The organism is Gillisella vitis (genome assembly GCF_001541345.2).
Classification (GTDB): domain Bacteria; phylum Pseudomonadota; class Alphaproteobacteria; order Rhizobiales; family Rhizobiaceae; genus Allorhizobium; species Allorhizobium vitis.
In genome coordinates this window covers 553,469-566,429 of sequence record NZ_LMVL02000004.1, presented here as the reverse complement: position 1 = coordinate 566,429, position 12,961 = coordinate 553,469, and the positions used below count along the sequence as shown (strand labels likewise).

The window sequence follows — 12,961 nt, the reverse complement described above, 5'->3', positions numbered from 1 at the left end:
TCAAACATGAGAGAACTTGCCATGCTTAATTTTGATGAATCTCGTTTCCTACGCATTCAGTCGGGTGCTGTTTCTTTGGCAGAACGGATCGACAGCACCATCGCCGCTGCTATCGACGCAGGTGCCGAAAACCTGTACTTCCTAGGAACCGGTGGTGTCGCCTATCTGATGCAACCTGCTTATCAACTGCTTCAGCGTCGGTCGAAATTCGCTGCCTTCATCGACTATCCGGCCGAATTGATCCTCACAGGTTCTGCCAACCTGACCGCTAGATCTATCGTCGTGATGCCATCGCTTTCCGGTACCACAAAGGAAAGTGTGGCAATGCTCGCGAAGCTGAAGGAGATCGGTGCAACCGTCCTTACCTTTGTGGGACATGAAGAAACGCCTTTGGGTAAGGGCGGTGATCATGTCTTCGTTAACTTCGCGGAAGACGACACGTCGTGTGAATCTTTTTATCTCCAATCGCTGCTGGTCGCTCTGTCGATCATGAAGGCGAAGGGTGAGATCAAAAACTACGACCAGATCCTCTCGGAATTGAAACTCCTGCCGGGCTTGCTAATTGAAGTGAAGCGCTCATTCGAACCCAAGGCAGATGAATTTGCCTCCCGCATTGCTGCCTCGGACTATCACATCTTCACCGGTGCTGGTACCACGTGGCCTTCCGCTCTCTACTATGCGACATGTATCCTTGAAGAAATGCAGTGGATCAGAACCCGCCCCGTTCACGCTTCTGATTTTTTCCATGGCACGCTTGAGCTTGTCGAGAAGGGCGTGAGCGTCGTTCTGTGCAAAGGCGAAGACGCGTTTCGTCCGCTCGCCGAGCGGGTGGAAAGCTTCGTACCGCGATATACCGATAATCTCACGATCATCGACAGCAAGGAGTTTGCACTTCCTGGTGTTTCCGATGAAGTACGCGCGCTGGTTTCCCCGATTGTTTTGGCGACAGTTTTCGAACGCCTAAGCGCCCATCTCGAAGTAATGCGAGATCATCCTCTGGTCACCCGCCGCTATTACAAGCGCGTCGCTTACTGAGTATGAACCCCTGGGGTCGGCCGGCACAATGCCAGCCGCCCCCTTATTTCGTGATGAGGTCAACATGCTTCCCTTCGAAGTCGCCGCTGTTGGGGACAATTGCATCGACAAGTATCTTCCGCCGTTCGGCTATTCCGCCGTCGGAGGCAACGCCGTCAACGTGGCTATCCACCTCGCAAAGCTCGGCCTGAAGTCGACATATTTCGGAGCTGTTGGCAACGACGCGGATGGCAAGCGCATGAGGGATCTGTTCGCGGATAACCATCTGGTTATCGACCCTGTCAGAGTTGTCCCGGGCATCACTGCATATACGGACATCGAAATCTCGCCCAGTGGAGAGCGCAAGTTTATCTTTGAGGAATTTGGCGTTTGTAGGGGATACCGGCCGACGTCAAACGAAGTTGCGCAACTGAAAACGCTTCGTCACGTCCATATCGGCTGGCTCGACGACGATGGAGCGCTCAAGCAGGACCTTGTTGCTGCAGGCGTCAGCGTTTCTCAGGATATCACGGTCAATTCCCATATAGATAATCTTCCCATGGCATTTGCGTCTGCCGGCGATGCTCCGGAAGACGCGAGTCAGCTTCTGCAGCAACTACTCGCCAAAGGCTGCGGCATTGCAGTCGTCACCCGTGGCGCACTCGGCAGTATTGCTAGCGACGGTCACCAGATTGTCGAAACAGGTATCAAGAAGGTTGAGGTTAAGGACACCACCGGGGCCGGGGACACATTCATTGCAGGTTTTATTGCGTGTAGGTTGTCTGGAGGGTCCCTTCAGGCTTGTTTGAACGCTGGCCGTGACGCTGCCGCTGTTACCTGCACACATCTCGGAGGCTTCCCACAGGAATTGGTTATGATTTGATGCGTGTTTCGCTGCTGTCTCTGTGCGAGTGGGAAGCAGCGATACGCTCAACACCGGTTCGGCAGCAATGATAGGGCCTTGCGGTAATACCGACCGTCGAAATTCAGAGATCGGACATGGTCTCTATATGTCGGACATCGCGGATTGAAAGGTCGGCGGCAACGAAGGAGAAATTTTTTGGAGTTGCGCCATCTTCGATATGTTGTGGCCACCGCTCGGAATGGAAGTTTCAGCGCCGCAGGCAACGAACTCAACGTCCACCAACCCATCATCAGCAAGCGAATACGTGAACTGGAAGATGAACTCGGGGTACCGCTTTTTGACCGTTCTACAGCAGGCGCGCGGCTGACGCCGGTCGGCGAGGAATTCGCAGTGTCGGCGCGCCGCATCATTGAGGATATCGAGCAACTCAGGGATCGTGCCAAGGCTAGCGGTTCGGGGAGGTTAGGGCGCGTCGTCGTCGGTTTTTACAAGTCGCTTTCATCCGGAGCGTTGCGCGCTGCCTTACGGGATTTCCGAAGCCAATATTCCGATATCGAGGTAGAGCTGATCGAAACACCGTTTATTGACGTTGCGGCCGGTGTGTTGTCCGGCGCCATAGATGCTGCCGTCGTGCTGGGAGACGTCGTTAGAGGCGAGGCTTTTGATTTTGTGCCGCTCTGGTCGGAAAACCTCGTGGTAGCGTTACCGCAAGATCATCCTCTCGTGGAAAGGTCAGTCATCTATTGGCCAGACCTGAAGGGTGAGCGCTTCCTGATCAGCTACCACGATCCCGGCCCGGATATCCACGCGATCCTTCTCCGTCATCTGGCTGCACCTTCCGATCATCCCGACATCATCACGCGGCGCCTCAGCCGCGAAAGCATTCTGAGCGAAGTCGCCAGCGGGCAGGGCATAGCGCTGCAATCCGAAAGCGCAGTTGGCCTATCCAGTCTTGGGGTCGTCTTTCGCCCGCTGCATAGTGGTAGCGGTGCGACACGCCTCGGCTACATGGCTTACTGGAAACCAGACAACCAGAACCCGGCACTCAAGACCTTCATCGATACCATCAAACGGCAAAGCTGATTGGCCTGCCAAGCGCTGTGCAAGACAGGGCCAGCCGGTAGCGCCGTATCCCGCAAGTAATTTTCCGCGCGTCTACGAGCGCCTACGATCCCTGAAAGAATAGTGTTGCCGGCACGTAATTTGTGCCTTTCTTGATTGTCCCTGTTGCCATCTGCCCGTTTAGCGGATGGCCCGAACGGGGGCATCATGGCCAATCATCATCACGAAGGGCAAGCCGTTTCACGCGGCGCGCGAATGCTCCGCACGGCACTGGGGCCGGCCATCGCCGCCTATCTCGAAGATCCCGCCATCGTCGAAGTAATGCTGAACCCGGACGGACGCCTTTGGGTCGATCGTCTGAAGGAGGGTCTTGTCGCAACAGACGACATAATGATCCCGGCGGATGGCGAACGTATCGTGCGCCTGGTCGCGCATCACGTTGGCGCCGAGGTTCATGCCGGTGCGCCGCGCGTCTCGGCCGAACTGCCTGAAACCGGCGAACGCTTCGAGGGGTTGCTGCCGCCGGTGGTTGCCGCCGCGACATTTGCCATCCGAAAGCCTGCCGTTGCTGTCTTCACTCTCTCCGATTATGTCGCCGCCGGCATCATGACCCGGGACCAGGCCGAGGTGCTTCGGCTGGCAGTGGAGAAGCGCAAGAACATTCTTGTCGCCGGCGGCACATCCACCGGCAAGACGACACTCACCAATGCTCTGCTTGCCGAAGTCGCCAAGACTTCCGATCGCGTGGTGCTGATTGAAGATACCCGCGAGTTGCAGTGCGCGGCTCCGAACCTTGTCGCGCTACGCACCAAGGATGGTGTCGCCTCGCTTTCGGATTTGGTCAAGTCATCGCTCCGCCTGCGCCCCGACCGCATTCCGGTCGGAGAGGTGCGCGGCGCGGAAGCCCTCGACCTCCTGAAGGCCTGGGGCACCGGCCATCCGGGCGGTATCGGCACGATCCACGCCAATACGGCGATCGGCGCGCTGCGGCGGCTGGAGCAACTCGTACAAGAAGCCGTGATCACGGTTCCCCGCGCGCTTATCGCCGAAACCATCGACATCATCGCCGTTCTGTCCGGCCGTGGCGCTGCCCGCCGCCTTGTGGAAATCGCCCTGGTCGACGGGCTCGATCCCGTCTCCGGCGATTACCGCGCCCTCAATGCTCACCTTTCTCCCGCTCACCAACCTCTCCCGAAAGGAGACCAGCAATGAATATGTCTGTCTCGTCTGTCCTTCGTCGTGTTCGCAATCGCCTTGTCTATGCGACGGCGCTCGCCTCGATCACGCTGCTGATGGCGGCACCCGCCCATGCATCCGGCTCGTCCATGCCGTGGGAGGAACCGCTGCAGCAGATACTGGAATCCATCGAAGGGCCGGTCGCCAAGATCGTCGCGGTGATCATCATCATCGCCACCGGCCTGGCGCTTGCCTTCGGCGATACGTCCGGCGGCTTCCGCAAGCTGATCCAGATCGTCTTCGGGTTGAGCATCGCGTTTGCGGCCAGTTCCTTCTTCCTGTCGTTCTTCTCGTTCGGTGGCGGAGCGTTGGTCTGATGGCGGGCGGTTTTCAACAGGAAGACGACGTGCGCGGCTTCTACGCCACCGTGCATCGTTCGCTCGCCGAACCGATCCTGCTCGGCGGCGCTCCCCGAGCCGTCGCCATCGCCAACGGCACGCTTGCCGCTGCCGTCAGCCTCGGCCTTCGCCTCTGGATCGCCGGGCTGGTGATCTGGGCCATCGGCCATTTCGCGGCCGTCTGGGCAGCGAAACGCGATGTGCAATTCGTCGATGTCGGGCGCAGGCACTTGCGCTACCCGGCGCATATGGGCGTGTGAGGTCCTGCCGATGATGAACCTCGCAGAATACCGCAAACGCTCCTCACATCTGGCTGACTTCCTGCCATGGGCGGCGCTGGTCGCACCGGGTGTCGTCCTGAACAAGGACGGTTCGTTCCAGCGCACCGCCCGGTTTCGCGGTCCCGATCTCGACAGCGCTACGCCGGCTGAACTCGTCGGCACCACGGCGCGGCTCAACAACGCGCTGCGTCGCCTCGGCTCCGGCTGGGCGATCTTCGTCGAAGCACAGCGCAATCCGGCCACCGAGTATCCGGAAAGCCTGTTTCCGGATTCGGCATCTGCGCTTCTCGACACAGAGCGGCGCGAACAATTCGATGAATCCGGCCTTCTCTACGAGAGCAGCTATTTCCTGACCTTCGTGTGGCTGCCGCCTGCGGAAGAAGCCTCGCGCATGGAAAGCTGGCTCTACGAGGGCCGGGAGAAAAGCGGAGTCGATCCATGGGAACTGCTGAACAGTTTCGTCGACAGGACGGATCGTGTCCTCCATCTCGTGGAAGGCTTCGTGCCGGAAGCCGAATGGCTGGATGACACTGAGACGCTCAGCTACCTGCATTCGACCATTTCCACCAAACGCCATCGTGTCCGTATTCCGGAAACACCGATGCATCTTGACGCGCTGCTGGCCGATCAGCCTTTGGCCGGCGGGCTTGAACCACGGCTTGGCGACTTCCATCTGCGCACACTGACTGTGATCGGGTTTCCGACGGTCACCTTTCCCGGCATCCTCGACGATCTCAACCGGCTGGCCTTTCCCTATCGGTGGAGCACCCGGGCGATCATGCTCGACAAGACCGACGCGACACGGCTGGTGACGAAGATCAGGCGGCAGTGGTTCGCCAAGCGCAAATCCATTGCCGCGATCCTCAAGGAAGTGCTGACCAACGAGCAATCGGTGCTGGTCGATAGCGATGCCGCCAACAAGGCAGCCGATGCCGATGCAGCCCTGCAGGATCTCGGCTCCGATCAGGTCGGGGAAGTCTACGTCACCGCCACCGTCACTGTCTGGGATGCCGATCCGGTGATTGCCGACGAGAAACTGCGGCTGACGGAAAAAGTCATCCAGTCACGCGACTTCACGGCGATCATCGAAAGCGTCAATGCCATCGAGGCATGGCTCGGCAGCATTCCCGGCCAGACCTATGCCAATGTCCGCCAGCCGCCGATCTCAACGTTGAACCTCGCCCATATGATTCCGCTGTCCGCAGTCTGGGCTGGTCCGGCGAAGGACGAACATTTCGACGCGCCGCCATTATTCTATGCTCGCACCGAAGGATCGACGCCGTTCCGGTTTTCCCTGCATGTCGGCGATGTCGGTCATACCATGATCGTCGGCCCGACCGGTGCCGGCAAGTCCGTGTTGCTGGCGATGATGGCCCTGCAGTTCCGCCGCTATCTCCATTCCCAGGTCTTCGCCTTCGACTTCGGCGGCAGCATAAGGGCCGCAACGCTTGCCATGAATGGCGACTGGCAGGATTTGGGCGGATCGCTTTCCGACGATACATCGCCTCTCAACACCGTATCACTCCAGCCGCTCGCCGGAATTCAGGACACGCCGGAACGGGCATGGGCCGCCGACTGGCTTGTGGATATCCTGATCCGGGAGGGCGTCACCATCACGCCTGATATCAAGGAGTATCTCTGGACAGCGCTGACGTCCCTGGCTTCTGCACCGGTCGTGGAGCGCACCATCACCGGCCTGACGGTACTGCTGCAATCGTCAGCGCTCAAGCAGGCTTTGCGGCCCTACTGCATCGGTGGCCCATATGGTCGCCTCCTCGATGCGGAAATGGAATGGCTTGGGGACGCGCAGGTACAGGCCTTCGAGACCGAAGGGCTGATCGGCACAGGAGCGGCGCCGGCCGTTCTCTCCTACCTGTTCCACCGGATCGAATCCCGCTTCGATGGTCGGCCGAGCCTGCTGATCATCGACGAAGGCTGGCGGGCGCTGGACGACGGCAGCTTCGCCCAGAAAATCAAGGAATGGCTGAAGACGCTGCGCAAGAAGAATGTCAGCGTCGTCTTCTCTTCGCAGTCGCTCGCCGACATCGAGGCCTCGCCGATCGCGCCCGTCATCGTCGAAAGCTGCCCGACGCGCATCTTCCTCGCCAACGAGCGGGCCATCGAGCCACAGATTACCTCTATCTATGAACGCTTCGGTTTGAATGCGCGCCAGATCGAGATCATCGCAAGGGCGACCCCGAAACGGGACTATTACTGCCAGAGCCGCAGAGGCAACCGGCTGTTCGAGCTTGGCCTTGGATCCGTAGCGCTGACGCTTTGCGCCGCATCCACCAAGGCTGACCATGCGCTGATCGACGAACTGATCCGCGACGGCGCGCGCCCTTTCTTTCTTGAAGCCTGGCTCGAGGCCAACGGCTTGCGCTGGGCCTCCGATCTTGTTCCCGACCTCACCAACGTCATCGACCAGTCGGTGGAAAAGACGACTGGCCTGGCGTCCAACCCCCTGTCACCCGAAGAGGAGATTGCCCCATGAAGACTACCGTTGTCCGTGCCGACCTCAAAGGCCGCGTCCGCTCACTCGCCTGCGCCGCAGCAATTCTGGTCCTGCCATGCGCCGCTGTTCCATTTCTAGCGACGCCGGCTTTCGCATGGCGGATTGTCTACGACCCCACCAACTACAGCCAGAACCTGCTCTCGGCTGCCAGGGCACTTGAGCAGATCAAGAACCAGGTCACATCGCTTCAGAACGAAGCCCAGATGCTGATAAATCAGGCGAAGAACCTCACCAGCCTGCCGACCTCGATGCTCTCGCAGATCGAGGACAATTTTTCCGAGATGAAGAACCTGCTCGGGGAAGCGGACCAGCTTGCCTACGACGTCCAGAATATCGACGAGCAGTTCAACGCCACCTATCGCGATTTTGCCGCTGGAGACCGGACAGCAACGCAGCTGGTCTCGGCCGCGCAACAGCGCTGGCAGCAATCGGTTTCCGCTTTCGAGCATTCGCTGAAGGCGGGAGCCGTGGCAGTCGACAATATCGAGGGCACGCAACAGCAAACCAGCGAACTGGTCGATGCCAGCCAGTCGGCAGTCGGTGTGCTGCAGGCGACCCAGGCCGGCAACCAGCTCATGGCTGTGCAGGCAAAACAGATCTCTGATCTGACGGCCATGCTCGCCGCGCAGGGCCGAGCCAGTGCGCTGGAACAGGCGAGGGCTGCCGCAGCACAGGAACAGGCCCGAGAGCAGTTCAGCCGCTTTATGACCGGCTCGGCCTACAGCCCGTCCAGCGTTCGCATGTTCCACGATTGAGGAGCACGGAGACAAATGGACCTGAAGATCGCCGCCCGGATACTTGCCGTCTTCGCACTTGGTGCAGGGCTGACCGCCGCAATTGTGGCCCTGCAAGATGAAGACGCAACCGATGCAAAAGCCCCCAGTATCGGGCGTCCGGGCGGCGAGCCCGTCAAGACCGCGCTCGCGCGCTGCCGTGACCTTGGCATGGGTGCTGTCGATGATGCCGCCTGCCGCAAGGCTTGGGCGGAGAGCCGCCGCCGGTTCTTCGCAACCGATCGGCCGGTCGCACCGAAGACCGGCGAGGTGCCGTCGCCATGAACAATACCGGTATCATCGACCGTTTCCTCGAAACCTTCACCGCCTACATCGACAGCGGCTTCGGCCTGCTCGGCGGCGAAGTCGCCTTTCTCACCTCGACGCTGATCGTCATCGATATCGTGCTGGCCGGTCTGTTCTGGGCATGGGGCGCGGATGAGGACGTGCTGCAGCGGCTAGTGAAGAAGACGCTCTATATCGGTTTTCTCGCCTTCATCATCGGTAACTTCAACCGGCTCGCGGGCATCGTCTTCGAGAGCTTTTCCGGGCTCGGTCTCAAGGCCGGTGGCTCCAGTCTGTCGGCTTCGGAACTGTTGCAGCCCGGCCGTGTGGCCCAGGTCGGCATCGATGCGGGCAATCCCATCCTCCAGGCGGCCGGCGAGCTGATGGGCTATATCGCCTTCTTTGAGAACTTCGTGCAGATCTTCGTGCTGATGGTCGCGTGGGTCATCGTTCTTGTCGCCTTTTTCATCCTCGCCATCCAGATTTTTGTCACGCTGATCGAGTTCAAGCTGACGACGCTTGCGGGCTTCGTCCTGATCCCCTTCGCGCTGTTCAACAAGACATCCTTCCTCGCCGAAAAGGTGCTCGGCAACATCGTCGCGTCCGGTGTCAAGATTCTGGTGCTGGCCGTCATCGTCGGCATCGGCTCCGGCCTGTTCGACGAGTTCACATCCGGCTTCTCCGAACAACCGACCATCACCGAGGCGCTGTCGCTGGTGCTGGGCGCGCTGTCTTTGATGGGCCTGTCGATTTTCGGTCCCGGCATCGCCAGTGGCCTGGTGTCTGGCGCCCCTCAACTTGGAGCAGGCGCTGCCGTCGGAACCGGTCTTGCCGCGGCCGGTCTCGGAGCCGCCGGTTACATGGGTGCCAAGGCCGGACTGGGTGCTGCCGCAAGTGCTGTCAGCGGCGCGGCAAGGGGAGGGGCAACACTCGCTGGCGGCACCAGGACCGCATACGGTCTTGGTGATGCAACCGCTGGATCGACAGGGACCGGCGGTGGTGCTGCCGGTTTTGCCGGTGTCGCAAAAGCAGCCGCGGGTTTTGCCGTGAACAAGAGCAGGGCCATGGCCTCAGGCGCATCACAATCCATGAGCTCCAGCTATCGCTCTGGACAGGCCGCCGCATGGAAAGCGACCGGCGGCAAGAACGACGTCGGCGTCGACATACCCGAAGCCGCCAACGATCCATCGTCTGCCGGTTCGCAGTCCGCAACCTCCGCCGCCGTCTCCGGCTCTGACATATCGCCCTCGACACCGCCCGAATGGGCGCAACGCATGAAGCGGAGCAGCACCGTCAGTCACGGTGTCAGCACGGCTGCCCACACGGTCCGCTCTGCGGATCACGGTGGTGGCTCCATGTCCGTCTCTCTCAACCAGGATGACCGATGATGAACATTTTTAGGCGACCTTCCGTGCGCTACGAACGGACCCCGGAGCCCGAAACGCCCTACCAGAAGGCCGCGCAGGTCTGGGACGAGCGCATAGGGTCTGCCCGTGTACAGGCGAAAAACTGGCGGCTGATGGCCTTCGGCTCTCTGTTTCTGGCTGGCGGTTTTGCATCGGCGCTGGTCTGGCAATCGACGCGTGGGACTGTCGTGCCATGGGTGGTGCAGATCGACAAGTTCGGCGAGGCGCAGGCCGTTGCCTCTGCTGTGACCGACTATCGGCCCACCGATCCGCAGATCGCCTGGCATCTCGCCCGTTTCATCGAGCAGGTTCGCAGCATTCCGGCTGATCCCGTCATCGTGCGGCAGAACTGGCTTCGCGCCTACGAATACACCACCGATCGCGGGGCGATCGCGCTCAACGATTACGCGCGTGTAAATGACCCGTTCACGAAGGTCGGCAAGAACCAGATCGCCGTCGAGATCTCCAGCGTCATTCGCGCCTCGCCCGACAGTTTCCGCGTTGCCTGGACCGAGCGGCGGTTCGAGAACGGCCAGCTTTCTGCCACCGAACGCTGGACCGCCATTTTGGCCGTCGTGGTCCAACCGCCGCGCACCACTGACAAACTGCGCGCCAATCCACTCGGCGTCTACGTCAACGCAATCAACTGGTCGAAGGAGCTTTCGCAATGAAGGGGGCATACAGGAAAAGGGCATCACTGCTGCTGGCAGCGCTATTATCCGCATCGGCGCTTGCCGGCTGCGCGAAGAAATACATCCCGCCGGAGATCGACTACGACGATGCGGCACCCGCCGTGCTGACTGCCGATCCGGTGGGTCTGGTCAAGGTGGTCGAGTTGCCGAAACCCCTGCCGTTACCCGGCCAGTTGAAGCCGATCCACGGGGAAAAGCCTAAGGCCGAACCTGACGATCCGAAGGCACGGATTACGCTGGCCAACGAAGCCGCCCGCATCCAACCGGTCCGCGAAGGCTTCATCAATGCCGTACAGGTCTATCCGTTCTCGGGCGGCGCGCTCTATCAGGTCTACGCAGCACCGGGACAGGTGACGGACATTGCCCTCCAGGCTGGCGAGCAATTGGTTGGCTCCGGCCCTGTGGCTGCCGGCGACACCGTGCGTTGGATCATCGGCGATACTGAAAGCGGCACGGCGTCGTCAAAGCAAGTGCATATTCTGGTGAAGCCGACGCGCCCCGATCTTCAGACCAATCTGGTCATCAACACCGATCGACGCACCTACCATCTGGAACTGCGGTCCACGCCTTCGACCTACATGGCATCGGTCTCCTGGCAATATCCGCAGGACCAGCTGGTCGCGCTGCGACGGCAGAATGCGAGAGCGGCGGAGACGCAAGCGGTCGCCACCGGCATCGACATCTCGAAGCTGAACTTCCGTTACCGCATCGAGGGCGACGCAGCACCATGGCGGCCAATGCGCGCCTTTGACGATGGCGCAAAGGTCTACATCGAATTCCCGTCCGGCATCGGACAGGGCGAAATGCCGCCGCTGTTCGTGATCGGACCGTCCGGCAATTCCGAACTGGTCAACTACCGCGCCCGTCAGAACTATTATGTCGTCGATCGGCTGTTCGCTGCTGCCGAACTCCGGCTTGGCGACAAGGACAGCCAGAAGCATGTTCGCATCGTCCGTACCGATGGTCGATCAGTGGCGAAGCGGACTACGCCGTTCTCCTCGGAGCGCAGCCGATGACAGGGTCTGCAAAATCATCGGATGTGAGCCTTCAGGCCGAACTGCGCCTGCGGCCAGAGCCGCGACGCGTCACGCGGCTGTCGCGCAAGGTGCTAATCGGTCTCGGCGGCGTGGCCAGTATCGCCATTGCGGCGGCACTGTTCTGGGCGCTCGATACCAATCGGCGCGGTAGCCAGTCCCCGACTGAACTCTATAATACCGACAACACGGCACCTGCCGATGGCCTGGCCGGCCTGCCGAGAGATTACACCAACATTCCGAAACTGGGTCCGGCGTTGCCGGGCGACCTCGGTCGGCCGATCCTTCGGGCGCAGGAGGCGGGCAAGCCTATCGTCACACCGAACATCCAGACACCGCGCGTCGATCCCGAAGAGCAACGCCGGCTTGCCGAGATCGAAGCCGCCCGTCTGGCAAAGCTGTTCACTGACAGTCGTGGGGAGCGAACGACGGGAGCCCAGACAATCGCATCGGTAATAGCACCCACTTCTGCCGTCGATCCCGCCACCGGTATGCCGATTCCATCCGAGACGCCATCGCTGGACGCCGGGTCCGCGCAAAACATGCAGGACCGCAAGCTCGCCTTCCTCAATGGCGAGACTGACCGGCAAACCGTCAGTACCGACCGCGTGCAGGAGAAGGTGTCTCCCTATGTCGTGCAGGCGGGCACGATCATTCCCGCGGCCCTGATAACCGGCATCAAATCCGATCTGCCCGGCCAGATCACCGCGCAGGTGACGGAACACGTCTATGACAGTCCGACCGGCTCGCATCTGCTCATTCCGCAAGGCGCGCGCCTGATCGGTCAATACGACAGTCAGGTTGCCTTCGGGCAGAGCCGTGTGCTGCTGGTCTGGAACCGCCTTATCATGCCGGACGGTTCGTCCATCGTGCTGGAGCGTCTGCAGGGCGCGGATACGCAAGGGTTCTCCGGGCTCGAGGACGAAGTCGATTATCACTGGGGACAGCTGTTCAAGGCCGCTGCGCTCTCAACGCTGCTCGGTATCGGCACGGAACTCTCGTCCGACGATGAAAGCGATATTGCCAGCGCCATCCGCGAAAGCGCCCAAGACAGTGCCTCAGACATCGGCCAGCAGATTGTTGGTCGCCAATTCAACATTCAGCCGACTCTGACGATCCGGCCGGGTTTTCCAGTCCGCGTTATCGTCAACCGCGATCTGGTGATGAAACCCTATGGAGCGGCGAAGGAACCGACATGACGAAACTTAGGCTATCAGTCATTCCCGACGACCGGCCCGTCAAGATTACTGTCGAGCTTCCCGCGGCGGTGTTCAGGGACTTGCAGGCTTATGCTTCCATTCTTGCGCGCACCGCTGGCGAAGCTGCACCAGTCGATCCAGCCAAACTCGTTGTTCCGATGCTTCAAAGGTTCATGGCAAATGACAAGGGGTTCACAAAGGCGAAGCGTGCCGGTCCGCCGACGGAACGCTGACATTGAATTGCTGGTGCTGCAAAACGTG

General features: G+C 60.5%; 14 protein-coding genes. All 14 read left to right on the top strand.

What is annotated here, in order from left to right; translation table 11 throughout:
- Positions 1–21 precede the first annotated feature (21 nt).
- The 14 genes from ASB66_RS17220 to ASB66_RS17155 all read left to right on the top strand — a co-directional run bounded on the left by ASB66_RS17220 (position 22) and on the right by ASB66_RS17155 (position 12,933).
- Positions 22–1,035, top strand: a complete 1,014-nt coding sequence (locus tag ASB66_RS17220; RefSeq protein WP_060718432.1) for an SIS domain-containing protein — start codon at positions 22–24, stop codon at positions 1,033–1,035.
- Positions 1,036–1,099: 64 nt separating this feature from the next.
- Positions 1,100–1,897: a PfkB family carbohydrate kinase gene (locus tag ASB66_RS17215; RefSeq protein ID WP_060718431.1), complete on the top strand. Its 798-nt coding sequence runs from the start codon at positions 1,100–1,102 to the stop codon at positions 1,895–1,897.
- A gap of 177 nt (positions 1,898–2,074) precedes the next feature.
- Positions 2,075–2,962: a LysR family transcriptional regulator gene (locus ASB66_RS17210; protein ID WP_060718430.1), complete on the top strand. Its 888-nt coding sequence runs from the start codon at positions 2,075–2,077 to the stop codon at positions 2,960–2,962.
- 186 nt (positions 2,963–3,148) lie between these two features.
- The gene (trbB, locus tag ASB66_RS17205) at positions 3,149–4,153 is read left to right on the top strand and encodes a P-type conjugative transfer ATPase TrbB (RefSeq protein WP_060718429.1); all 1,005 of its coding nucleotides are present in this window, start codon (positions 3,149–3,151) and stop codon (positions 4,151–4,153) included.
- Entirely contained in the window at positions 4,150–4,494 is a 345-nt protein-coding gene (locus ASB66_RS17200) for a TrbC/VirB2 family type IV secretion system protein (RefSeq protein ID WP_060718428.1), read from the top strand. Before trbB ends, ASB66_RS17200 begins: the two co-directional genes overlap by 4 nt.
- Positions 4,494–4,775: a VirB3 family type IV secretion system protein gene (locus tag ASB66_RS17195; RefSeq protein WP_060718427.1), complete on the top strand. Its 282-nt coding sequence runs from the start codon at positions 4,494–4,496 to the stop codon at positions 4,773–4,775. The genes ASB66_RS17200 and ASB66_RS17195 overlap by 1 nt, the downstream gene beginning before the upstream one ends.
- 10 nt (positions 4,776–4,785) lie before the next feature.
- Positions 4,786–7,290, top strand: coding sequence for a conjugal transfer protein TrbE (trbE, locus tag ASB66_RS17190; protein WP_060718426.1), 2,505 nt, complete (start codon positions 4,786–4,788; stop codon positions 7,288–7,290).
- Complete coding sequence (gene trbJ / locus ASB66_RS17185) at positions 7,287–8,066, top strand: P-type conjugative transfer protein TrbJ (protein ID WP_114386759.1); 780 nt, start codon at positions 7,287–7,289, stop codon at positions 8,064–8,066. The genes trbE and trbJ overlap by 4 nt, the downstream gene beginning before the upstream one ends.
- Before the next feature lie 15 nt (positions 8,067–8,081).
- Positions 8,082–8,369 carry a putative entry exclusion protein TrbK-alt gene (gene trbK-alt, locus ASB66_RS17180; protein ID WP_060718425.1) on the top strand — a complete coding sequence of 96 codons (288 nt, stop codon included), beginning with the start codon at positions 8,082–8,084 and terminating at the stop codon, positions 8,367–8,369.
- On the top strand, positions 8,366–9,757 hold the full coding sequence (gene trbL / locus ASB66_RS17175) for a P-type conjugative transfer protein TrbL (protein ID WP_060718424.1): 1,392 nt from the start codon (positions 8,366–8,368) through the stop codon (positions 9,755–9,757). Before trbK-alt ends, trbL begins: the two co-directional genes overlap by 4 nt.
- A complete protein-coding gene (gene trbF / locus ASB66_RS17170; protein ID WP_060718423.1) occupies positions 9,757–10,446 on the top strand; it encodes a conjugal transfer protein TrbF in 690 nt (229 codons plus the stop codon). Before trbL ends, trbF begins: the two co-directional genes overlap by 1 nt.
- Entirely contained in the window at positions 10,443–11,483 is a 1,041-nt protein-coding gene (gene trbG / locus ASB66_RS17165; protein ID WP_060718422.1) for a P-type conjugative transfer protein TrbG, read from the top strand. Before trbF ends, trbG begins: the two co-directional genes overlap by 4 nt.
- Entirely contained in the window at positions 11,480–12,700 is a 1,221-nt protein-coding gene (locus ASB66_RS17160; RefSeq protein WP_060718421.1) for a TraB/TrbI/VirB10 family type IV secretion system protein, read from the top strand. Before trbG ends, ASB66_RS17160 begins: the two co-directional genes overlap by 4 nt.
- Entirely contained in the window at positions 12,697–12,933 is a 237-nt protein-coding gene (locus tag ASB66_RS17155; RefSeq protein ID WP_060718420.1) for a DUF2274 domain-containing protein, read from the top strand. The genes ASB66_RS17160 and ASB66_RS17155 overlap by 4 nt, the downstream gene beginning before the upstream one ends.
- Positions 12,934–12,961 lie beyond the last annotated feature (28 nt).

Bases quoted from the DNA above. Each gene is read 5' to 3' on its own strand.
- trbJ (WP_114386759.1), top strand. From the start codon at position 7,287: ATGAAGACTACCGTTGTCCGTGCCGACCTCAAAGGCCGCGTCCGCTCA.
- trbG (WP_060718422.1), top strand. From the start codon at position 10,443: ATGAAGGGGGCATACAGGAAAAGGGCATCACTGCTGCTGGCAGCGCTA.
- ASB66_RS17200 (WP_060718428.1), top strand. From the start codon at position 4,150: ATGAATATGTCTGTCTCGTCTGTCCTTCGTCGTGTTCGCAATCGCCTT.
- ASB66_RS17195 (WP_060718427.1), top strand. From the start codon at position 4,494: ATGGCGGGCGGTTTTCAACAGGAAGACGACGTGCGCGGCTTCTACGCC.
- trbF (WP_060718423.1), top strand. From the start codon at position 9,757: ATGAACATTTTTAGGCGACCTTCCGTGCGCTACGAACGGACCCCGGAG.
- ASB66_RS17155 (WP_060718420.1), top strand. From the start codon at position 12,697: ATGACGAAACTTAGGCTATCAGTCATTCCCGACGACCGGCCCGTCAAG.
- trbB (WP_060718429.1), top strand. From the start codon at position 3,149: ATGGCCAATCATCATCACGAAGGGCAAGCCGTTTCACGCGGCGCGCGA.
- trbE (WP_060718426.1), top strand. From the start codon at position 4,786: ATGATGAACCTCGCAGAATACCGCAAACGCTCCTCACATCTGGCTGAC.
- trbL (WP_060718424.1), top strand. From the start codon at position 8,366: ATGAACAATACCGGTATCATCGACCGTTTCCTCGAAACCTTCACCGCC.
- ASB66_RS17160 (WP_060718421.1), top strand. From the start codon at position 11,480: ATGACAGGGTCTGCAAAATCATCGGATGTGAGCCTTCAGGCCGAACTG.
- ASB66_RS17220 (WP_060718432.1), top strand. From the start codon at position 22: ATGCTTAATTTTGATGAATCTCGTTTCCTACGCATTCAGTCGGGTGCT.
- ASB66_RS17215 (WP_060718431.1), top strand. From the start codon at position 1,100: ATGCTTCCCTTCGAAGTCGCCGCTGTTGGGGACAATTGCATCGACAAG.
- trbK-alt (WP_060718425.1), top strand. From the start codon at position 8,082: ATGGACCTGAAGATCGCCGCCCGGATACTTGCCGTCTTCGCACTTGGT.